Below are 21,165 nucleotides of genomic sequence, written 5' to 3'. Positions count from 1 at the left end.
TGAGTCCGGGCCTCGTGGGATGGGCACGACCGAACGGCGGTCACTCCTGCGCGCTCCGGGCTCTCACGACAAGCTCGCGAGGAGAGAGCTGTGACCGAAATCGGCACGACAGTGCTGGGCTACCCCCGGATCGGACCGGACCGGGAACTCAAGCGTTCACTCGAACGCTACTGGGCGGGCAAGATCGACGAGGCCGAGCTGCTGGGCACCGGCCGCGCGCTGCGCACCCGGACCTGGCGGGAACTCAAGGACGCGGGGCTGGATTCCGTCCCCTCCAACACCTTTTCCCATTACGACCAGGTGCTCGACACCACCGAGCTGTTCGGAGCGCTGCCGGAGCGCTTCACGACGCTCGGTCTCTCGGCGCTCGACACCTACTTCGCCGCCGCACGCGGGGTGCAGGACGCGCCGGCGATGGAGATGACGAAGTGGTTCGACACGAACTACCACTACATCGTCCCCGAACTCGGCCCGGACACGACGTTTTCGCTCACCGGCACCAAACCGCTCGACGAATACCGCGAAGCCCGCGCGGTCGGCGTCGAGACCCGGCCGGTGCTGGTGGGCCCGGTGACCTTTCTGCTGCTCGCGAAGCCGGCCGAGGCCGCCCCGGAAGGTTTCCGCCCGCTGGACCTGCTCGACAGCCTCCTCGACGGCTGCGTCGAGCTGCTAAGGCGCCTGCACGACGAAGGCGTCGAGTGGGTCCAGTTCGACGAACCCGCCTTCGCCGCCGACCGCACCGAGCGGGAGCTCAACGCGCTCATCCGCGCCTACCACCGGCTCGCGAAGGAGACCGCGCGGCCCAAGATCCTGGTCGCCGGGTACTTCGGCGCCCTCGGTCGCGGCTTGGGCGTGCTCGCCCGCTCCCCGATCGACGCGATCGCCGTCGACCTCGTCACCGATGAGTCCTTTGTGGACGCCGTCGCCGCCGAACCCGCCTTGCGGGACAAGGAGGTGCTGGCCGGTGTCGTGGACGGGCGCAACGTCTGGCGCACGGATCCGACCCGCGCGCTCAGCCGAGCGACGACCCTGCTCGGCATCGCGAAGTCGGTCAGCGTGTCGACGTCCTGCTCGTTGCTGCACGTGCCCTACGACGTCGAGCGGGAGGACGGGCTCCACCCGCGTCTCAAGGGCTGGCTCGCCTTCGCCGAACAGAAGGTCGACGAGGTCGTCCTGCTCGGACGCGCGTTGAAGAAGGAGGGCGTCGACCTCGCCGTCGCCCGTGCCGCGGCCGCGGATCGGGCGACGGCGGTGGATCTGGCCGACAGCGGCGTCCGCGCCCGGCTGGAGGCGCTGCGACCGGAAGACACCGTCCGCTCCCCCTACGCCCGGCGTGCGGCGGCTCAGCAGGCCGCGCTGGATCTGCCGCCGTTGCCGAGCACGACGATCGGCTCGTTCCCGCAGACCACCGACGTCCGCAAGGCGCGCGCCGCGCACAAGGCGGGCTCGCTGGACGACGCGGGCTACGAGGCGGCGATGAAGGCCGAGATCGAACGAGTCATCCGGTTGCAGGAGGACCTCGGCCTGGACGTGCTGGTGCACGGCGAGCCCGAGCGCAACGACATGGTGCAGTACTTCGCCGAGCGGCTGGCCGGGTTCGCGGCCACCGACTTCGGCTGGGTGCAGTCCTACGGTTCGCGCTGCGTCCGGCCGCCGATCCTGTACGGCGACGTCTCGCGTCCGGAGCCGATGACCGTCGAGTGGGCGCGCTACGCGCAGAGCCTGACCGGCAAGCCCGTCAAGGGGATGCTGACCGGGCCGGTGACGATCCTGGCGTGGTCGTTCGTCCGCGACGATCAGCCGCTGGGCGAGACCGCCCGCCAGGTGGCGCTGGCCATCCGCGACGAGGTGCACGATCTGCAGGAGGCGGGCATCCGCGTCATCCAGGTGGATGAACCGGCGCTGCGGGAACTGCTCCCGCTGCGCGCAGCGGCGCATGAGGCGTACTTCGCGTGGGCGGTTTCGTCGTTCCGGCTCGCGACGTCGGGGATCGACGACGCGACGCAGATTCACACGCATATGTGCTACTCGGAATTCGGCGACGTGGTCAAGGCGATCGACGCGCTCGACGCGGACGTCACCAGCATCGAGGCCGCGCGGTCGAAGATGGAGGTCGTCACCGACCTCGGCGCGGCGGGCTTCGGCCGCGGCGTCGGGCCGGGCGTCTACGACATCCACTCGCCGCGCGTCCCCGGCGTCGACGAGGTCGGCGGGCTGCTGCGGACCGCCGTCGGTGCCGTACCCGCCGAGCGGATCTGGGTCAACCCGGACTGCGGCCTGAAGACCCGCGGATACGCCGAGGTCGAACCGGCCCTGCGGAACCTCGTCGCCGCGGCCCGCACCGTCCGTTCCGAACTCCGCTGACCTGAAGTACATGAAGGCCCCCTTCCTTGCGCCCAGGTACAGGAAGGGGGCCTTCATGTACCTCCCCCAGGGTATTGTCAGGACGTCAACAAGGGTGCGATGGTGGAGCGGTAACCGATCTCAGCGGGGAGATGGTCACCATGGCGAACGCCGTCGAAAAGGTCACCGGGGCACTGCGCGAACGGGTCCCGCCGCTCACCTCGATCCCCCTGCCACGGTCGGTCGACCAGCGCTGGCTCGGCGCGACCTGGCCGGTCCGCGAACTCGCGCCCGCCCCGCCGGGCCTCAAACCCGTTCTCGGCGACGAAGGCCCGCCGGTCATCGGGCACGCGCTGGACTTCATGCGCTTCGGCATCGAGTTCGGCCTCAAACGCTATGAGACCTACGGACCGGTGTCGTGGATGGGCGCGTTCGGGCGCCGCATCGTCGCGCTCTCCGGCCCGGAGGCCACGCAGATCGCGTTGGTGAACAAGGACAAGGCCTTCTCCCAGGAGGGCTGGAAGTTCTTCATCGAACAGTTCTTCGACCGCGGCCTGATGCTGCTCGACTTCGGCGAGCACCACCTGCACCGCCGGATCATGCAGGCGGCGTTCACCCGGCAACGGCTCACCGGTTACGTCGACCAGATGGGACCGGCCCTGCGCGAGGGCGTCGCCGCGTGGGCGGACCGGCCGAACCCGCGGATCTACTGGTCCCTCAAGCAACTCACGCTCGACGTCGCGACGCGCGTGTTCATGGGCATGCGATCCGGCGACGACGCGGCCGCGATCAACCGCGCGTTCGTGAACTCCGTGCGCGCGGGCACGGCCATCGTGCGGTTCCCCGTTCCCGGCGGCCGCTGGGCCGCGGGTTTGCACGGCCGCAAGGTCCTCGAACGCTACTTTTCGGCGAACCTGCCCGCGAAACGGGCAGGCGACGGCGACGACCTCTTCACCGCGTTGTGCCACGCCACCACCGAAGACGGTGACCGCTTCACCGACGCCGACGTCGTCAACCACATGATCTTCCTGATGATGGCCGCGCACGACACGTCGACGATCACCAGCGCCGCCGCCGTCTACCACCTCGCCAAGAACCCCGAGTGGCAGGAACGCGCGCGTCGGGAATCGCTCGCGCTCGGCGACGACGTGCCGGACATCGAGGCGCTGGAGACCCTGACGACGCTGGACCTGGTGATCAAGGAGGCCCTCCGGCTGGTGGCGCCGGTTCCTTCCCTGACCAGGAAGACCGTGAAGGACACCGAGGTTCTCGGGCATTTCATTCCCGAAGGGACACTCGTCGGGGTTTCCCCCACCGTCAACCATTTCTCGCCGGAGCACTGGACCGACCCGATGCGGTTCGACCCGGACCGCTTCGGCGAGGCACGCCGCGAGGACAAGTCGCATCGCTACGCGTGGATGCCGTTCGGCGGCGGCGCGCACAAGTGCATCGGCCTGCATTTCGGGACGTTCGAGGTGAAGGCGCTGCTGCACGAGATGCTGCGGGCGTATCGGTGGTCGGTACCGGAGAACTACACCGCACGCTGGGACTACGTCTCGCTGCCCGTGCCGGCGGACGGCTTGCCGATCCACCTGACGGCCCGCTGAAGCCGGACCAATCGGACAACCACGATCGAGTACTCTTGGTGACTTCCGGTCACCACTCGTGTAGCTGCGATCACCCTTTCAGCCGGTAGACACCCCGGATCGCGCATGATGCCGTGGCACTACACCCGGCCGGCTCATACCTAGTGTGGGCCCATGGGCTCGGACACCCGGTCTGAGCTGGTCATCAACCGCGCATGAAGAGGTGAAGTGTGCCCGAACCTGGTTCCGCGCCAGGGTTGGTGGACGTCGCTCGGAGATGGGCCGAGACGCTCGCTGACACTAAAGGAGTATCGCTTCCCAAGGAGCAACTCGAGCAGCTGCTGCTCGGTGTCGCCCAGGACGCCGTTCTGGCCGAGCCCGACCATCAGCCTGCCGTGCTGCGCTTCTCCAAGCTCTATTCCGCCTCTCCCGTCGGGATCGCCCTCGCCGACGCCGACGGCACCATCGTGGAGGCGAACGCCGCGCTCGGCCGCCTCCTCGGTTGTCGTCCCGCCTCGCTGCGCGGCCGGGAGATCCCCGATCTCGGCTCCGCCGAACACGACGTCGCCCGCCTGCGCAACGGGCTCGCTCAGCTGATGACGCACGGCCAGCCGACGCAGGAAGAGCGTCTGCTGGTGAATCACAGCGAGGAAGGCCCTCTCTGGGTCGACGTGACCCTGACCGATCTGCCCGGCGACCGGCCCGGTTCGACCTATCCGGTGCTGATGGTCTCCGACGCCAACGAAATCCACCTGCTGCAGGAACAACTGCGGCACCAGAACGTGCACGACCCGCTGACCGGCCTGCCCAACGGCACCGCGTTCGGCAACGCCCTCGAAGCCGCGCTGGCCGGATCCGGCGGCGAGCAGGTCGCGCTCGTGTATCTCGACGTCGACGGCTTCAAGGTGATCAACGACGGTCTCGGGGCCGGCGTGGGTGATCAGGTGCTGCGCGGGGTCGCGAACAAGCTCACGGCCGTGTTCACCGGCAGGCACGAAGGTTCGGTCGCCCGGCTGTCCGGCGACGGGTTCGCCGTCCTGCTGCGCGGCGACTTCACCTCGCCCGAGGTGATCGCGCTGGTCGAGCAGGCACTGGAGGAACTGGTCGAGCCGATCTATCTCGGCGGGCACGGGATCGGCGTCAGCGCGAGCGCGGGCATCGTCGTCCGCCCGGTCACCGACGGCGGACCCGAAGACCTGCTTCGCGCCGCGGAGATCGCGCTGCACCGTGCCAAGGAGGCGGGCAAGGCGCAGTGGATGCTGTTCGATCCGGAACTCGACGCGCGTGATCGTGGCCGCTACCAGCTCGGCGCGGTCATCGCCGGCGCGCTGGAGAACGGCGAGTTCTCGCTGATCTACCAGCCGACGGTGAAGCTCGCGAATCCCGACCAGCTGGCCGCCGTCAACGCCGGGCTGCGCTGGAGCCATCCGGAGAAGGGCGAACTCGACTCGGACGAGTTCTACCCGCTCGCGCAGATCACCGGGATGACCATCCCGCTCGGCCGATGGCTGCTGGCCGAATCGCTCGCCGCCACCGCGAGGTGGCGGAACAGGTTCGGCGAGGCCGCGCCCGACGTCTGCGTGCGGCTGCCGAACCGGCTGGCCATCGAGCCCGATCTGGTCCTGCTGGTCAAGGAACAGCTCGACCGGCACAACCTGCCCGCCCAGGCGCTGCGCCTGTGCACGGACCGCGAATCCATCCTCGACGGAGACGGCGAGGTGCTCGACTCCTTCGCCGTACTGGCCGATCTGGGCGCCCAGCTGGTGCTGACCATCTCCGGTTCGGACGATCTGGAGCTGATCCCGCGGCACGGGCTGCCGGTCCGCCACGTGATCCTGTCCGGCGCGGTCGTCGACGCGCTGGCCGACGGCGAGGACGAGGCCGACGTCCGCCACCTGTGCCAGCTGGTCGCCAGGGCCAAGGAGCTGAAACTGCGCATCGGCGCGGAAGGCGTCCACAGTCACGAACAGGCCGAACGGCTGCGGCGGTACGGCGTTCTCGCGGCGCGTGGTTCGTTCGTGGCGGATTCCGCGACCGGGGACGAGGTCGACGAGCTGATCGAACGGCACGCCCACTGACGTGACAGGATCGGTCCATGGACCAAGGTGACATCGCCCCGGACTTCACCCTGCCCGACGACAAGGGCGAGGAGCGCACGCTGTCGGACCTCCTCTCGTCCGGCCCGGTCGTGCTGTTCTTCTACCCCGCCGCGATGACCAGCGGCTGCACCGCGGAAAGCTGCCACTTCCGCGATCTCGCCGCCGAATTCGCCGAAGTGGGCGCGCACCGCGTCGGCATCAGCCCGGACGCCGTCGCCAAACAGCAGGAGTTCTCGGCCAAACACGGTTTCGACTATCCCCTGCTGTCCGATGTGGACGGTGTGGTGGCGAAACAGTTCGGCGTATGGCGCAAATTCAGCCCGCTGCACGCCAAACGGCACACCTTCGTCATCGACACCGACCGCAAGGTGCTCGAAGTGATCAAGAGCGAACTGAAGTTCACCGTGCACGCGGACAAGGCACTCGCGGCCTTGCGCGAGCGCAAGACTAAGGACGCCTGAGCCGCCAGATCCTGGTGACACCCGCACAGGCGGGGGCGAGCGGCGGTTCGGTGACCTCGTCGCCGATCATCGTGAACCCCAGCCGCGCGGGCACGGCACCGCTCGCGCGGTTCTCCTCGTCGTGCCGGATCTCGACCTCCGGCGCGCCGAGCCGGAAGGCCTCGGCGGTCAAAAGGCGCGCCGCCCTGGTCACGTAGCCGCGGCCGGTGTGATGGCGGCCGAGCCAATAGCCGATCTCGATCCGGTCCGGATGGATGATCATGCCCGTGCCGCCCACGAGTTCGTCCCCGGCGAAGATCGCGAAGTCGTAAGTCCTGTCTTCGGCCCAGTTCCGTGCGGTGTTCTCCAGGAAATCGGCGGCTTCGCGACGGCCGTAACCGTAGGTGGCCCACAGCATCCACGCACCGAGATGCGCGTCCGAACCCCCCGCCACGGCGGCAAGGGTTTCGAGCTGCTCCGGCTTCCAGCGGCGCAGCGTGACGACTTCGTCGGCGAGGGTTTCGGCGGGTGCTTCCATCCGCCCATGGTGACTCGCCTCCGTTCCCGGCGCCTCCGGTTTTCCGGTCCCGCCGACGCCATGAACGGGCCGTTCCTGGCGAATTTCGCAAGGAACGGCCCGTTCATGGCGGCCGGATCAGGTCAGGATCGCGCTGTCCGGGATCTCCGTGTCGTTCTTCAACGCGTCGAAGAGCAGCTTCGACTTCGTCTTGTCCCAGTTCTCCGCCGAACCGCTGGTCACCGGCACCGTCGTGGTGACGACGCCGCCCGAGGAGATCCCCCGCATCGCCAGCGCCAGCCCCACCAGGTTGTGTACGTGGTCACCCGAATCCATCGTCAGCGCGTCGGGTCCCGTCGACAGCAGCGGGAACAGCGAGAACGGGTTCAGCAGGGTGCCGGGGCTGCCGATCTCGCTGACCAGCGCGCCGATGAACTTGCGCTGGTTGGCGACGCGGTCGAGGTCCGAACGCGGGGTGGCCTCGCTGTGCCGCATGCGGACGAACCCGAGCGCCTGCGGACCCTGGAGGTCCTGGCAGCCCGCCGGGATCTTGATCTTGGTGAGGGTGTCCTCCATCGGCTTCTCGACGCACATGTGGACCCCGCCGATCGCGTCGACGATCTTGGCGAACCCGCCGAAGCCGATCTCGGCGTAGTGGTCCATGCGCAGGCCGGTGGCGCCTTCGACGGTCTGTGCGAGCAGCGCCGGGCCGCCGATCGAGAACGCGGCGTTGATCTTGTTCTTGCCGTGCCCCGGAATGGTCACCTGCGAGTCGCGCGGGAGGCTCAGCAGGGTCGGTTTGGTGCTGTTGGACGGCACGTGCGCGATCATGATGGTGTCGGTGCGCTTGCCGCCGCCGGCGGCCTTGCTGTCCCCGGTGACCAGTTTCTCCTGCTCCTCGGGGGTCAGCCCGTCGCGGCTGTCCGAACCCACGATCAGCCAGTTGGTGCCTTCGGCCGCGACGGGACGGCCGGAGTAGTCGGCCAGCGCGTCGACGCGGTTGATGGAGAACTCCAGGTACACCCAGACGCCGGCGAGGAAGACCACGAACACGGTCAGCAGGGTGAGCAGCACCTTGCCGAAACCCCAGCGCTTACGTCGCCGCGGCGGCCGCGCGTCGTCCATCGGGCGCCCCGGAGGGGGGTGCGGCGGGCCCGGGCGGCGCGGAGGCGGGCCGGCGGGCCGCTCCTGGCCGCCGTGCCCCATGGGCCGCGTCCGCTCGTCGTACGGGCTGCTCCCCCGGCCCGGCAGCGGCATCATCTGCGCGGGCTGGTGCCGCCGGGGGCGACCGGACGGCGGCCGCTGCGGCGGCGGCATCCGTCGCCCTCGGTCGTCGCCTCCATACGTCATGCCGAATCACCCGTCCCGATCTCGCGTGTAGGGCCCAGTCAACCGCAGACCCTAGGTGAAGGACGTCCGGCACCCCGCATCGGTTGGGTGGAGCTCACTGTCCGTTTTCGGCGAATCCGAACTGGTGGACCTTGAGATATCCCGACCGGAAGCCCGCTTCGGAGTACGCCAGGTAGAACTCCCACGTCCGTTTGAAGACGTCGTCGAAGCCCAGTTCGGTGATTTCGTCCCACCGCTGGGTGAACTTCTCCCGCCACAGCCGCAACGTGCGGGCGTAGTCCTGGCCGAACTCGCGTACGCCCTGCAGATTCAGCCGGGTGTGCGCCAGCATGCCCTGTTCGACCGACGTGGTCGACGGGATGAGCCCGCCGGGGAAGATGTACTTGTGCACCCAGGTGTAGGACCGGGCCGCGGCGAGCATGCGTTCGTGGTCCATGGTGATGGCCTGGAGCCCGAACCTGCCGCCCGGCTTCAGCCGCTTCCCGATGGTCTCGAAGAACGTGGGCCAGTAGGACTCGCCGACGGCCTCGATCATCTCGACGCTGACCACGGCGTCGTACTGACCGCCTGCGTCACGGTAGTCGCACAGCCGGACGTCGACGCGGTCGGCGAAACCCGCCGCCGCGATACGCTCGGTCGCCAGCTTCGCCTGCTCCTGGGAAATGGTCAGTGACGTGACCGTGGCCCCGCGCGCGGCGGCCCGGATCGAGAGTTCGCCCCAGCCGGTGCCGATCTCGAGCACGGTGCTGCCTTCGCGGACGCCGGCGTAGTCGAGGACGCTGTCGATCTTGCGGTGCTGGGCGGCGGTGAGGTCGTCGTCCGGGCCGAACAACGCCGCCGAGTACATCATCGACGGGTCCAGGAACGCGCCGAACAGTTCGTTCGACAGGTCGTAGTGCCGATGGATGTTCGCCCGCGCGCCCTCGACGGTGTTCTCCTCGTCCGCGGGGTGGCCGCGGTCGACGAACCGGCGGAACCGTTGCAGCAGCGGCGGGATGAGCGTCGCCATCCGCTCCGCGAACGGGGTCAGCACCTCGGCGAGCGCGTCGCTCGTCCAGTCGCCGACCATGTAGGCCTCGCCGAAGCCGATCTTCGCGTCCACACCGAGGCGGTGGAAGAAGGCGGCGGGGCGGTTGATCCGCATCTCGGGCGCGTCCGGCCCGCCCGAGCCGAGCTGCGAGCCGTCGGGCATGCGCACGCGGACGTTCAGCGGGCGCACCGCCTGCCGGAACAACTGCTCGGCGATCCGCGCCCGGAACGGGGACTGCGGCGGGGTGGCCAGCCCGGGCCACCGGTTTTCGTCGGGGGTGGGCAGGCCGGACGAACCGGCCATCCGATCGACGCTCGACGTGGACATGAGTACTCCCTCCCGCCCGGTCTAGACCGGGATCCGCAGCCGTTCCGAGCTCGGCCGCCCCCAGGCGCCGCTCAGCGTTTCGTCGCTTCCCCCGGCCTCGATCAGCTCGAGCGTGAAAGCCCGTACGAGACGGTTCCAGACGCGAGACCTCCGTAGCATCGCGTGCCCTTCGCCGCTTATTTCGAATCGCGCGGACCGTGACGTCACCTTTTCGGCGCGTTCCGCGAAAGCGTGTGACGCCACCGGATCGGTCATCCGGTCCTTGGTCCCGTGCGCGATGAGCACGGCACGCCCGTCGACGGCGCCGACGGGTTCACCCGGCGGTGTCCACGGCGCCAGCGCGCAGACGCCGATGACGGCCGGATCGTCGGCGACGCGCAGAGCGACCCGTCCGCCCATCGAGTGGCCGACCAGGATCACCGGAACCCCAGGGTGCTCGTCGTGGATCTGTTCCAACGCCCAGCGTGCGTCGGCGAGCGCGTCGGTGCCGTGGTCGTTCCAGCCGTAGACCCGGTTGCGCAGGAGCCGCACCTCGGCCCCGTGCCCCCGGACCGCCCGGTGGACGTCCCTCGCCAGCGGCACCATCCGCTGGTACGCCAGCCGCCACGGCGCCACGCGGGCATGACTGTGCTCCGCGCCGCCGTGCAAGACCAGCACCACGCCTTTCACCCGGCCGCGTGCTCGCCAAGTCCGCACCGCGGGATCAGCCTCGCTCACCCTGGACCCTCCAGTCTCCGAAACCCCGGCCGCAGTGGTCGGGTCAACCTCGATCATGACCCGATGTATTCCACTTCGGCCATTGGTCCACGCGATACATTCGTCGCTGATCTCCAGACGGAAGGGCGGATGTGGTGAGCACCACCGAACGTTGTGCAGACGTCGCCGAACGGCTCGCTGAGGCCGAACGGGGTAACGCGGAGCAGATCCGGAAATCGGCCGAGCTGATCCTGGGGGTCATCCGGGCGGACGCCCTGGTGTTCACCGCCGGGGCCGGGCATTCGCTGGCCGCGGTCGCCGAGACCTTCTACCGGGCGGGCGGGCTCGCCTGCGTGTACCCGGTCTACCACCCCGAGTTGCTGCCGCTGCACGGCGCGCAGCACAGCACCAAGACCGAGCGCCGCTCCGGGCTGGCCGAAGAGGTGCTGGCCGAGCGCGCGCCGGGGCCGGACGACGTGCTGGTGGTGTTCTCGACCTCGGGGGTCAACCCGTACCCGGTCGAACTGGCCGCCGGTGCGCGGAAGCGCGGGGCGTCGGTCATCGCGGTGAGCTCGGCCGCGTCGGTGGCCAAGGCACCCAAACGCGCGGCCACGACGCTGCTCGAAGAGGCGAGCATCGTGCTCGACTCCCACGTCCGGCCCGGGGACGCGAGCTACCCGCCGGACGCGCCGCGGACCGCGCCGCTGTCCACGGTGATCAACGCGTTCCTGTGGAACCTCGTGCTCGCCGAGGTCGTCGATCTCGGTGCGGCACAGGGCGTCGACATCCCGCTGTGGCGCAGTTCCAACGTGGACGGTGGCGACGAGGCCAACGCCGCGCTGCTGGCCAAGTACGGCGCGCGGGTCCCGGCGCTGCGGTAGCGGTCAGGGTCGTGAGTGTTTCGGGTCGTTCTAACGACCCAAAACACTCACGACCACCGAGCCCGCAGACCCCCGCGCGCCATGAGGTCACACGGCCGCAGGCTCCTCCGAGAACTGCGTCAGGTAAAGCGCCGCGTAGCGCCCTTCCCGCGCGAGAAGCTCTTCGTGCGTCCCCCGCTCGACGATCTCCCCGTGCTCGATCACCAGGATCTGGTCCGCCGCCCGGACCGTCGACAACCGGTGCGCGATGACCAGCGCGGTCCGCCCGTCGAGCGCGTCGGTCAGCGCCTCACCGACGGCGGCCTCGGACTGCGAGTCCAGATGCGCGGTCGCCTCGTCGAGGACGACCACCCTCGGCTGCGCCAGCAGGAGCCGGGCGATGGTCAGCCGCTGCCGTTCCCCGCCGGAGAGCCGGTAGCCCCGCTCCCCCACCACGGTCTCCAGCCCGTCCGGCAGGTCCCGGATCAGCTCGGCCAGCCGCGCCTTCTCCAGGGCCGACCAGATCTCGGCGTCGGTGACGCCGGCCCGCGCGTATTCGAGGTTCGACCGGATCGTGTCGTGGAAGAGATGGCCGTCCTGGGTCACCACGCCGACGGTTTCCCGCAACGTGGCGAAACCGAGGTCCCGAACGTCCACATCGGACAATCGGACGGATCCGGCGTCGACGTCGTAGAGCCGCGGCAGCAGCGAGGCGATCGTCGACTTACCCGCACCGGACGAACCGACCAACGCCACCATCTGTCCCGGTTCGGCGCGGAAGCTGATGCCGTGCAACACCTCCTCGCCACCTCGGTGATCCAAAGTGGACACGTCCTCCAGTGACGCCAGCGAGTACCGGTCCGCCGCGGGGTAGCCGAACCGCACGTCCGAGAACTCCACCGAAACCGGGCCTTCGGGCAGACCACGCGGGGAAGGCTTCTCCTCGATCATCGGCTTGAGGTCGAGCACCTCGAAGACCCGCTCGAACGAGACCAGCGCGGTCATCACGTCCACCCGGACGTTCGCCAGCGCGGTCAGCGGTGAGTACAGCCTGGTCAGCAGCAACGCCAGCGCCACGACGGTGCCCGGCGCGAGCGCCCCGGTCAGCGCGAGGTAGCCGCCGAGCCCGTAGACCAGGGCCTGCGCGAGCGCGGAGACCGTGGTCAGGCTGGTCAGGAACCAGCGCGTCAGCATCGCCGTCCGCACCCCGATGTCGCGCACTCGCCCGGCTCGCGAGCCGAAGTCGCCCGCCTCGCGTGCCGGGTCGCCGAACAGCTTCACCAGCGTCGCGCCCGGCGCGGAGAACCGTTCGGTCATCTGCGTGGTCATCGACGCGTTGAGCTGGCCCGCCTCCCGTTGCAGCGCCGCCATCCGCCGTCCGAGCCGCCGCGTCGGCAGGATGAACACCGGCAGCAGCACCAGCGCCAGCAGCGTGACCTGCCAGGACAGCGTCATCATGACCACCAGCGACAGCACGAGCTGGATCACGTTGGTGACCAACCCGGACAGGGTCGCGGTGAACGTGCGCTGCGCGCCGATGACGTCGTTGTTGAGCCTGCTCACCAGCGCGCCGGTGCGGGTGCGGGTGAAGAACGCGACCGGCATCCGCTGCACGTGCCGGTACACCGCGAGCCGCAGGTCGAGGATGATCCCCTCGCCGATCCTCGACGACTGCGCCCGTTCGGCCAGCCCGAGCCCGGCGTCGATCAGCGCCAGCACGGCGATCACGACGGCGAGCCACACCACCAGCGAGACGTCGTGCCCGCCGACGATCGTGTCGACCACTTTCCCGGCCAGTACCGGCGTGCTGACCGCCAGCACCGCGGAGACGACGGTGAGCGCCAGGAATATCAGCAGCCTCCGCCAATGCGGTCTGGCGAACCGCGCGACACGGCGGAGTGTTCCCTTGTGCAGTCCCTTCGGAACGTCGGCCGACTTCATCGCCGAGTTCATCAGCGACCAGGTGTTGTCCATGAGAACCCTCTCTTTGCCCCCAGAACCTCGATATTAGTCGAGGGTTTTCCCGGATATAACCACCACCAACACCGAAGGACACGGGATGCTTCCCGGTTTGCGCGTCCGCTTTCCGGCGGACGCGGCCACGTCGGTAGCCTGAGCCGGTGACCATGGACCCCGACCGGCGGCGATTGACCATAGACCTGGTCTTCTACACGGGCTGCCTGATCTTCGCCGTCGTGAACACGGCCGTCGCGGAGTTCTACGGCTATCGCGTGTGGGCGAACTTCGCTGTAGCGGGTTATGGCCTCGCCGTGCTCCACTCCGGCTGGCTGATGGTCGCCGCCCGGCGCGGCGAGCGGCCGCCGGGCGCGCTCGGTTCACGGTGGATCGGCATCGGCGCCATCGGCCTGTTCGCCATGATCCTTCCGTTGGGAATGCTCGTCATTCGCCGTCTGACCGGAGTGGACTGGCTCGTCACGCCGAACTCGTGGGCCGCCCAGCCCGAGGTCTGGGTGATCGAGCGGTCGGCGAAACTCCTTCTGGAGAACGGAACCCCGTACGTCGACGTCACCGCGCTCGGTCGCGCGGTGGAAGTAAACGATTACACGCCATACGGTCCGGTGATGACCGTCTTCGGTCTGCCGCGTGCGCTCTTCGGCGGCGGGCCGGTCGCGAACGCCCTCACCGACGCGCGCTGGGTGTTCGCGCTCGCGGCCGTCGCGTGTGTGCTGCTGACGCTGCGGCTGCTGAAGTGGCCGAAGATCCCGGTCAGCGCGGCGCAACTCGCGCTCGCCTGCCCGCTCACGGCACTGACCTGGGCGGTCGCCGGCCCGGATCTGGCCATCGTCGGCCTGCTGGTGCTGTCCTTCACGCTGGCCACGACCGGCCGCGCGATCCTGGCGGGTCTGGTGCTGGCGTTGGTGGTCAGCGCGAAACTCATCGTCGCGCCCGCGATAGTGGTGCTGGGTGTCCTCTTGATCACGAGGCGTGGTCCTCGCGCACTGGGCGGATTCGCCGCGGCACTCGTGGTGACGACGCTCGTCGTGCACGTCCCCGTCTACCTGGTCGACCCCAAGGCGTTCGCCGAGCATGTCTTCCGGTTCCCGCTGGGAATCGGCGTGATCAAGTCACCGGCGGAGAGCCCGTTGCCCGGACACCTCATCGCCTCGCTCGGCCCGGTGGGCACGGCGGTTTCCTTCGCCCTGCTCGGGATCGCTGCCGTCGCGATCCTGGTCTGGCTGCTTCGCCGCCCTCCCGCGACCGGTTCCGACGCGCTGCTGCGCATGGCCGTCGGACTCGTCGCGCTGATCATGCTCACGCCGGCGACGAGGTACGGCTACCTGGTGTATCCGCTGGTCCTGCTCGGCGCCAGGCTGGTCTTCCTGGCCGCGGAAACCCGTGAAACAGCGGTCCCTGGAAAGGGAACTGCGCCCCCCGCGCAGCAGTCCGCTACTTCCTCGTGACTACTTCTTCTTGACCCTGGTGGCACCGCCACGGCCGCGCAGCTGGACGCCGGACTCCGAGAGGACCCGGTGCACGAACCCGTACGAGCGACCCGTGGACTCCGCGAGAGCGCGGATGCTCGAGCCCTTCTCGTATTTCTTCTTCAGGTCAGCGGCCAGCTTGTCACGCGTGTTGCCGGTGATCCGCGCGCCTTTCTTGAGATCAGCCACGTCGATCGCCTTCCCGCCGAGAGTGTTCTGGGCCACATAACGGCCCCTGTCGCCGCAATGATCGAACACTGAGCGCCGGAATGCCAGACGACGAGCGCAAAACTGCTGAAACCGCGATCACATTGGGCCATTTCAGTGGCCGGATGGCATCGATCAAGCACCCGAACGGACGCAGGCCTCACGCAAGCTGGACAAGTTCCAGATAATCCGCCGACCAATGGTCCTCGGTTCCGTCCGGCAGGAGGATCACGCGTTCCGGCTCCAGCGCCTCGACGGCACCCGGGTCGTGCGTGACCAGGACGACGGCTCCGGCGAAGCTGCGCAAAGCGTCCAGGACCTGGGCGCGACTGGCCGGGTCCAGGTTGTTCGTCGGCTCGTCGAGCAGCAAAACGTTGGCAGCGCTGGACACCAGCCCGGCGAGCGCGAGCCGCGTCTTCTCACCGCCGGAGAGCGTGCCGGCGGGCTGATCGAGCTGCTCGCCGGTGAACAGGAACGAACCGAGAAGGTTCCGCAACTCCTGCGCGCCGGTGTCCGGCGCGAGGTGACGGATATTTTCCCACACGGACGCGTCGTGGTCGAGCGTTTCATGTTCCTGTGCGTAATAGCCCAAACGCAATCCGTGACCTGGAATGGTCTCCCCGGTATCCGGAGTTTCCATTCCGCCGAGCAACCGGAGCAATGTGGTCTTTCCGGCACCGTTCAATCCGAGCACGACGACCTTCGACCCGCGATCGATCGCGAGGTCGACTCCGGTGAAGATCTCGAGCGAACCGTAGGACTTCGAGAGTCCCTCCGCGGTGAGCGGGGTCCGGCCACACGGGGCGGGCTCGGGGAACTTGATCCGGGCGACCTTGTCGGCCTGCCGGGTCTCGTCGAGCGCGGAAAGCATCTGCTCGGCACGGCGGGCCATGTTCTTGGCGGCCACGGCCTTCGTCGCCTTGGCCCCCAGTTTGGCGGCCTGCTGCTGCAGTGCGGACGCCTTCTTCTCGGCGTTCGCGCGCTCGCGGCGGCGCCGCTTCTCGTCGGTGGCGCGCGCGTCGAGGTAGCGCTGCCAGCCCATGTTGTAGAGGTCGAGCTCACTGCGGGTCGCGTCGAGGAACCACACCTTGTTGACGACGTCCGCGAGCAGTTCGACGTCGTGGCTGATGACCACGAGACCGCCGTCGTGCTGCTTCAGGAAGCCGCGAAGCCAGTTGATGGAGTCGGCGTCGAGGTGGTTGGTGGGCTCGTCGAGCAGCAGGATCGTCTCGGATTTACCGCCCGCGCCCGCCTCGGCGGCGGCGAACAGGATCCGGGCGAGCTCCACCCGGCGGCGCTGACCACCCGAGAGCGTCTGCAGCGTCTGCTCGAGCACCCGGTCGGCCAGGCCGAGGTTGGAACAGATCCGCGCGGCCTCGCTCTCGGCGGCGTACCCCCCGAGGGAGGCGAAGCGCTCTTCGAGGCGGCTGTAGCGGTTGACCGCCTTGTCGCGTTCCTTCTCGTCCGCCAGCTCCGACATCGCTGTCTGCGCTTTTTCCATGTTGCGCAGCAAGGTGTCGAGGCCGCGCGCGGAGAGCACGCGGTCCTTCGCGGTGACGGACAGGTCGCCCTCGCGCGGGTCCTGCGGGAGGTAACCGAGCTCGCCGCTGCGGCGGACCTCGCCCGCGTACGGCTCGCCCTCCCCCGCCAGCACCTTGAGCGAGGTGGTCTTGCCGGCGCCGTTGCGGCCGACCAGGCCGATGCGGTCGCCCTGCTGGATGCGGACGTTGGTGTCGTCGAGCAGGATGCGCGACCCTGCGCGCAGCTGCAGGCCAGAGGCCGTGATCACGGGAACTCCCGGTAAAAAGGGGTGGATGAGTGGACGGCTTCGACTCGTCTGCCGTCGGGCAGACGAGGAGCTCACTCCAAGAGGATGTCCACGCGATCAGTGTACGGGCCGGTGTCGAACGGTTTTATCCGACCGTGCCCGACGTCACGGCCCGGACAGGGTGATTTCGACCGCGGCAGCCCGTTCCGCCGCGTCTTCGAGCACCGTGCGGCGCGGTTCGGCGATGTCGAGGACGCGGGCCTCGGCACGCTCGAACAACGGCGCGAGACGCTTGTCGTCACGCAGGGATTCCAGGGCGCGGCGGTCACCGCCGAGTACTACGGCGTCCACTTCGGACAGTTGTGGGACGAGTACCTCGAAAGCGTCGTCCGCGGCGGAGCGCAGCGCTGAGCGCGCTTGCCCTTCCCGCCGCCGAGCGAACCGCTGCTGGGACCAGCCGCCCGCCGCGGACCGGCCCTGGACGAGATGGCGGTCCGTCCTGGACTGCACGACCACTCCCCCGCGCGCGATCCCGACGCTGTGCCCGCCGCGGCGCACCAGCAGGAGCGCGATCCGCCGCGAGATCAGCGCGTGCTCGACGAGCGGGCCGACGGCGAGACCCGGCACGGTTCCTTCGGCGTTCAGCGGTCCGAAAGGGACGCTCGCGACGGCTTTCACGCCGTTGCTCGCGACGACCGTGACGGTGCCGGGGCTCAGCTCGGTCTCGCGGACACCTTCGTTGCGGACGGCGAAGCGGGCGTACCAGCCTTCGAGGCGATCCGGCGCGACCTCGACCGCCCGTCCCCCGCCCGCCACCTGCCGCTCCCTCGCCATGGGTCCAACGTACGGGGCCTGGCCGTGTTCGGCAGGGATCGTTCGTTGCCGTTTCGCGGCGCTGCTCCCCGGCCGGGTTGCGAAAGCCACTTTCGCAACGTTGAAGGTTGCGAAAGTGGCTTTCGCAACATCTACGCCGCGGCTGCGGCAAAGTGAGCGCGGAGTTGCCCATCGGCCGTGTCGCGAAAACCACTCTCGGGACCTCAGACGTCGCGCAAGTGGCCTTCGCGACCCGGCCCGACCCGCCTGGCAAGCCAGAAGCCCCTGCCCATACGACTGTCGCCGATTCGCGGCAACAGCAGACGCGTACGTGCGTTGCGAAAGCCACTTTCGCAACGTTGAAGGTTGCGAAAGTGGCTTTCGCAACACCTACGCCGCGGCTGCGGCAAAGTGAGCACGGAGTCGCCCATCGGCCGGGTCGCGAAAACCACTCTCGGAACCTCAGACGTCGCACAAGCAGCCTTCACGACCCGCCTGGCAACCCAGAAGCCCCCCGCCCATACGACTGTCGCCGATTCGCGGCAACAGCAGACGCGTGCATGCGTTGCGAAAGCAACTCTCGCAACACCCGCCCGCCCGACACGCGTGAAGGCCCCCTTCCCTCGGCTGAGCCGAGGGAAGGGGCCTTCACGCGCAAACCGAAAGGACTAGACCGGCTTCACCGGCCCACGACCGACCGACTTCCCGACACCCGCGGGCCGCTCAGCCACGCCGGACTGAACGAAACCGTTGATGTGCAAGGAGATCGCGCGGATCGACCCGGTGTCACCACCGGCGACGTCCACCGCGGTGAACTTCCAGGTGCCGTCGGCCGAACCGGCGGCCAGGCCGCCGAGCGCCTGCGCCGGCTTGTAAGTGCCGCTGAACGGCGCGTTCGCCGCGTTCACCGAGCTGAAGGCGGTGGTCGCGTTGTCGGCGAAGACGACCTGGCACAGGTTGTTGCCCGAGCCGCCGCTGCGCTGGAACACGGTCGCCTTCGCACCCGAGGGCGACGTCAGCGTGCCGACCAGGTCACCTGCGTACGAGTGGTTGATGCCCACCGTCGTCGAGGTCTGGTCGGCGTCGCAGGTCGCCCCGTCCACCGAGAACGTCAGCTTCGACGCGCGCCCGACCCCGCTCACCGCGATCGGCACGGTCACGCCGGTCGGGTCGCTGTCCGGGATCGCCACCGCCTCACCGGCGTAGGCGAAGTCCCGCGAAACCGGCGACGGGGTGCCGACCGGCAGCGAGAACGTGGACGTCGTCGGCGAGTACGAACCCGCGAAGGTCACGCGGGCGTTCAGCACCACCGGCACCCCGGGTTCCTGCGTGGCGGGAACGTTGATGGTGAAGTCGTTCACGCCGGTCTGGCCGGGGCTGATCGTCCCGTACGACTTCGACCGCGGCGCCACCGTGACACCGGGGGTCGGGCTGGAGAGCACGACGCTGGTGGACGTCGCGGTGCCGTCGCCGCGGTTGGTCACCGGAAGGGTGACCTTGGCGGTGTCGCCCGGGTCGAGCGCGGAGCCGCCGTCGGCCGGGGTGACCGTCGGCTGGCTCGCGGACGCGAGCGGCTGCGGGCTGGCGCCGGTGTAGGCGAGCACCTTGTCGGCGAGGATGACTCCCGCACCGCTGGAGTTGTCGCGGCCGGGCGCGAGGATGTCGACGGCGGTGTTGATCAGCGCCTCGCGCACGTCGGCCGGGGGCAGCCCCGGATTGCCCGAGAGCACCAGGCCCGCGATCGCGGCGGCGTGCGGCGCGGCGGCCGACGTGCCGTAGAACGTGGTGAAGCCGGTGACGCTGGTCGAGACGCCGTCGGCCGCGGTGATGTCCGGCTTGGCGCGGACCTCACCACCGGTCCCGGAGACGTTGCCCGGGGTGATCGGCGTGCCGTCGGCCTGGTAGAACATTCGCCGCGGACCGTCCGAAGTGAACCGTTCGACCTTCGTGGTGGCGTCGAACGCGCCGGGGAACGGACCGGCGGGGTTGGCCGGGTCGCCCGGTTCGAGGGCTCGGGGGAACGCCTTGGCCGCCGGTGCCGCCGCGACACTGAACGCGTCCCGTGCGGCCGAGTGGCCCACGGTCACGCCGGGGCTGGTGTAGGCCTTGAGGCCGTCGGCCGAGTCGGAGAACCGGCCACGCAGCGCGGAAAGCGACAGGTAGCGGCCTTCACCGGAGAACTTGACGATGGCCAGGCGCAGGCCGGCGACGCCCGTGGTGTCGACCCGTTCGTAGGCGTCCTGAGTGCCGGTCTGGACGTCCTGGCTGAAGTCGACCACGTTGCCCGCCGCGTTCAGCAGGTACAGGTCGTAGTCGTTGTTCGAGGCACCCAGCGGGTCGGACCAGAACAGCGTGACCGGCACCCGGCCCGACGCGTTCGAGAGCGGCTGGAAGATCTGATTGCCCGCGGCACCGGCGAAGTTGTGCGCGGCACCGGCGAATTTGCCGACGCTCTTGCCGGAGTCGACGAAGTCACCTTCCCAGTGGCCGGAAGTGCCGTCGGTGACGTTGCCTTCGTTGCCGGCCGAGGAGAAGTACAGCGCGCCGTCGGCGGTCACGTCGTTCACGGCCTGGGCGATGATCCAGTCCTGGAACGGCGATTCCTTGAAGTACAGGACGTCGTCGACGATGACGTCGCAGCCCGCGTCGAACCGCAGTTTGCGGATGTTGTCGGCGAAACTGGCGTCGGAGTTGAACGCGCTGGCGAAACCGAGCGCCGCGTTCGGCGCGAGATCGTGGATGATCTCGAGCATCGCGGTGCCCTCGTCGCCTTCGCCTTCCTGGCCGGGGATCACGTCGACGCCCGCCGGGAGTTCGCCGCGCGCCTGCGAGGTCGCGAGCGAGTCGATCCCGTCGGACAGCGCGCAGATCTTGGTGCCCACACCGGTGACGCCGAACTGCCGGCGCGCGGTGTCGGCGTTGTGCGCTCGATCGCCCTCGCTGTTGATCGGCCCGGCGGCGATTCCGGCCTGTCCCTTGGCTTCGACGGCCTTCTTCAGCTCGTCCGCGATCCGGGCGCCCTTCTCTTCCTTGCTTTCCCGTTTGCCCGCGGTGGCGGGCTCGGCGAGCTGGCGGGCCGTGAACGCCTCGTTGGCGGTCTCGACCTTCTTGACGTCGGCACGGGCCGCGATCGCCGGGACCGCGTTCAGCGGCACCTCGGCGCGGACACTGCCGTACCGCTCGGAGACCGCGCGGATCCCCGCACCGGATTCACGCAGTCCCTTGAGGAGTTCTTCCGAGACCTGGCCCCGGATGTCCACGAGTACGGTGCCGGCCGCGGAGACATTCGCCCCAGACCCCAGTGCGGGAACCGCGGAGGCCGGCATCCGCTGCGCGCGGAGTTTCTGTTCGACGAGCAATCGGCTGTCCACTTTGGACTCACCGGCGTGCTGGCTCTTCTTGATCGACTGCAGCGCCTCGATCTGCCGGACGGTGTTCGCCGAGAACGCGTCCGGGGATCCGCCGCTTTCCGCCGCCGCGACGGGCGGACTCACCAGACCGAGCGCGGTGACGAGGGCAGCGGTGCCCGCGGTCAGGATCGTTCTTCTTCTCCTGCTGGAACGGGTTGGACGCACGTGCGCCTCCGATTCATGGGCGCGTGCCCCGACTCACGCTGACCGACGCCGGCGATCACCGGCTCGATCAAGCTAAGTACCGGGCGTGCACCGGCGGCAGGCGCCGTTCGG

15 protein-coding genes are annotated in these 21,165 nt (G+C 69.1%); 6 read left to right on the top strand and 9 right to left on the bottom strand.

The window, feature by feature from the left end; all coding sequences use genetic code 11:
- The first annotated feature begins 90 nt into the window (after positions 1–90).
- The 4 genes from metE to ACLJQ7_RS18995 all read left to right on the top strand — a co-directional run bounded on the left by metE (position 91) and on the right by ACLJQ7_RS18995 (position 6,489).
- Positions 91–2,364 carry a 5-methyltetrahydropteroyltriglutamate--homocysteine S-methyltransferase gene (gene metE, locus ACLJQ7_RS19010; protein ID WP_410649508.1) on the top strand — a complete coding sequence of 758 codons (2,274 nt, stop codon included), beginning with the start codon at positions 91–93 and terminating at the stop codon, positions 2,362–2,364.
- A gap of 140 nt (positions 2,365–2,504) precedes the next feature.
- Positions 2,505–3,950, top strand: a complete 1,446-nt coding sequence (locus ACLJQ7_RS19005) for a cytochrome P450 (protein WP_410649507.1) — start codon at positions 2,505–2,507, stop codon at positions 3,948–3,950.
- 209 nt (positions 3,951–4,159) lie between these two features.
- Positions 4,160–6,007: a putative bifunctional diguanylate cyclase/phosphodiesterase gene (locus tag ACLJQ7_RS19000; protein WP_410649506.1), complete on the top strand. Its 1,848-nt coding sequence runs from the start codon at positions 4,160–4,162 to the stop codon at positions 6,005–6,007.
- 17 nt (positions 6,008–6,024) lie between these two features.
- On the top strand, positions 6,025–6,489 hold the full coding sequence (locus ACLJQ7_RS18995) for a peroxiredoxin (RefSeq protein WP_410649505.1): 465 nt from the start codon (positions 6,025–6,027) through the stop codon (positions 6,487–6,489).
- On the opposite strand, the gene ACLJQ7_RS18990 is transcribed toward ACLJQ7_RS18995, so the two are convergent.
- The 4 genes from ACLJQ7_RS18990 to ACLJQ7_RS18975 all read right to left on the bottom strand — a co-directional run bounded on the left by ACLJQ7_RS18990 (position 6,476) and on the right by ACLJQ7_RS18975 (position 10,409).
- Positions 6,476–7,006 carry a GNAT family N-acetyltransferase gene (locus ACLJQ7_RS18990; RefSeq protein ID WP_410649504.1) on the bottom strand — a complete coding sequence of 177 codons (531 nt, stop codon included), beginning with the start codon at positions 7,004–7,006 and terminating at the stop codon, positions 6,476–6,478. The genes ACLJQ7_RS18995 and ACLJQ7_RS18990 overlap by 14 nt on opposite strands.
- 117 nt (positions 7,007–7,123) lie before the next feature.
- Positions 7,124–8,335 (bottom strand): LCP family protein, encoded by a 1,212-nt coding sequence (locus tag ACLJQ7_RS18985; protein ID WP_410649503.1) that lies wholly within the window; start codon positions 8,333–8,335, stop codon positions 7,124–7,126.
- 94 nt (positions 8,336–8,429) lie between these two features.
- On the bottom strand, positions 8,430–9,692 hold the full coding sequence (locus tag ACLJQ7_RS18980) for a class I SAM-dependent methyltransferase (RefSeq protein WP_410649502.1): 1,263 nt from the start codon (positions 9,690–9,692) through the stop codon (positions 8,430–8,432).
- A gap of 21 nt (positions 9,693–9,713) precedes the next feature.
- Entirely contained in the window at positions 9,714–10,409 is a 696-nt protein-coding gene (locus ACLJQ7_RS18975; protein ID WP_410649501.1) for an alpha/beta hydrolase, read from the bottom strand.
- A gap of 131 nt (positions 10,410–10,540) precedes the next feature.
- On the opposite strand from ACLJQ7_RS18975, the gene ACLJQ7_RS18970 reads away from it, so the two are divergent.
- Positions 10,541–11,269 carry an SIS domain-containing protein gene (locus ACLJQ7_RS18970; RefSeq protein WP_410649500.1) on the top strand — a complete coding sequence of 243 codons (729 nt, stop codon included), beginning with the start codon at positions 10,541–10,543 and terminating at the stop codon, positions 11,267–11,269.
- Positions 11,270–11,356: 87 nt separating this feature from the next.
- On the opposite strand, the gene ACLJQ7_RS18965 is transcribed toward ACLJQ7_RS18970, so the two are convergent.
- Positions 11,357–13,222, bottom strand: a complete 1,866-nt coding sequence (locus ACLJQ7_RS18965; protein ID WP_410649499.1) for an ABC transporter ATP-binding protein — start codon at positions 13,220–13,222, stop codon at positions 11,357–11,359.
- Between the two features lie 146 nt (positions 13,223–13,368).
- Between ACLJQ7_RS18965 and ACLJQ7_RS18960 the strand changes: the two genes are divergently transcribed.
- Positions 13,369–14,670: a glycosyltransferase family 87 protein gene (locus ACLJQ7_RS18960; RefSeq protein ID WP_410649498.1), complete on the top strand. Its 1,302-nt coding sequence runs from the start codon at positions 13,369–13,371 to the stop codon at positions 14,668–14,670.
- On the opposite strand, the gene ACLJQ7_RS18955 is transcribed toward ACLJQ7_RS18960, so the two are convergent.
- The 4 genes from ACLJQ7_RS18955 to ACLJQ7_RS18940 form a co-directional block, all read right to left on the bottom strand.
- The gene (locus ACLJQ7_RS18955; RefSeq protein ID WP_003071237.1) at positions 14,671–14,880 is read right to left on the bottom strand and encodes a helix-turn-helix domain-containing protein; all 210 of its coding nucleotides are present in this window, start codon (positions 14,878–14,880) and stop codon (positions 14,671–14,673) included. It lies immediately after the preceding gene.
- Positions 14,881–15,058: 178 nt separating this feature from the next.
- A complete protein-coding gene (locus ACLJQ7_RS18950; protein WP_410649497.1) occupies positions 15,059–16,687 on the bottom strand; it encodes an ABC-F family ATP-binding cassette domain-containing protein in 1,629 nt (542 codons plus the stop codon).
- Positions 16,688–16,831: 144 nt separating this feature from the next.
- Complete coding sequence (locus tag ACLJQ7_RS18945; protein ID WP_410649496.1) at positions 16,832–17,500, bottom strand: acVLRF1 family peptidyl-tRNA hydrolase; 669 nt, start codon at positions 17,498–17,500, stop codon at positions 16,832–16,834.
- A gap of 647 nt (positions 17,501–18,147) precedes the next feature.
- Complete coding sequence (locus ACLJQ7_RS18940) at positions 18,148–21,018, bottom strand: S8 family serine peptidase (RefSeq protein WP_410649815.1); 2,871 nt, start codon at positions 21,016–21,018, stop codon at positions 18,148–18,150.
- Positions 21,019–21,165 lie beyond the last annotated feature (147 nt).

Origin of the sequence: Amycolatopsis sp. cmx-4-54 (genome assembly GCF_046548895.1) — a bacterium.
Taxonomy (GTDB): domain Bacteria; phylum Actinomycetota; class Actinomycetes; order Mycobacteriales; family Pseudonocardiaceae; genus Amycolatopsis.
The sequence above is the reverse complement of the archived record's forward strand: the minus strand, read 5'-3'. Positions and strand labels throughout refer to the sequence as shown.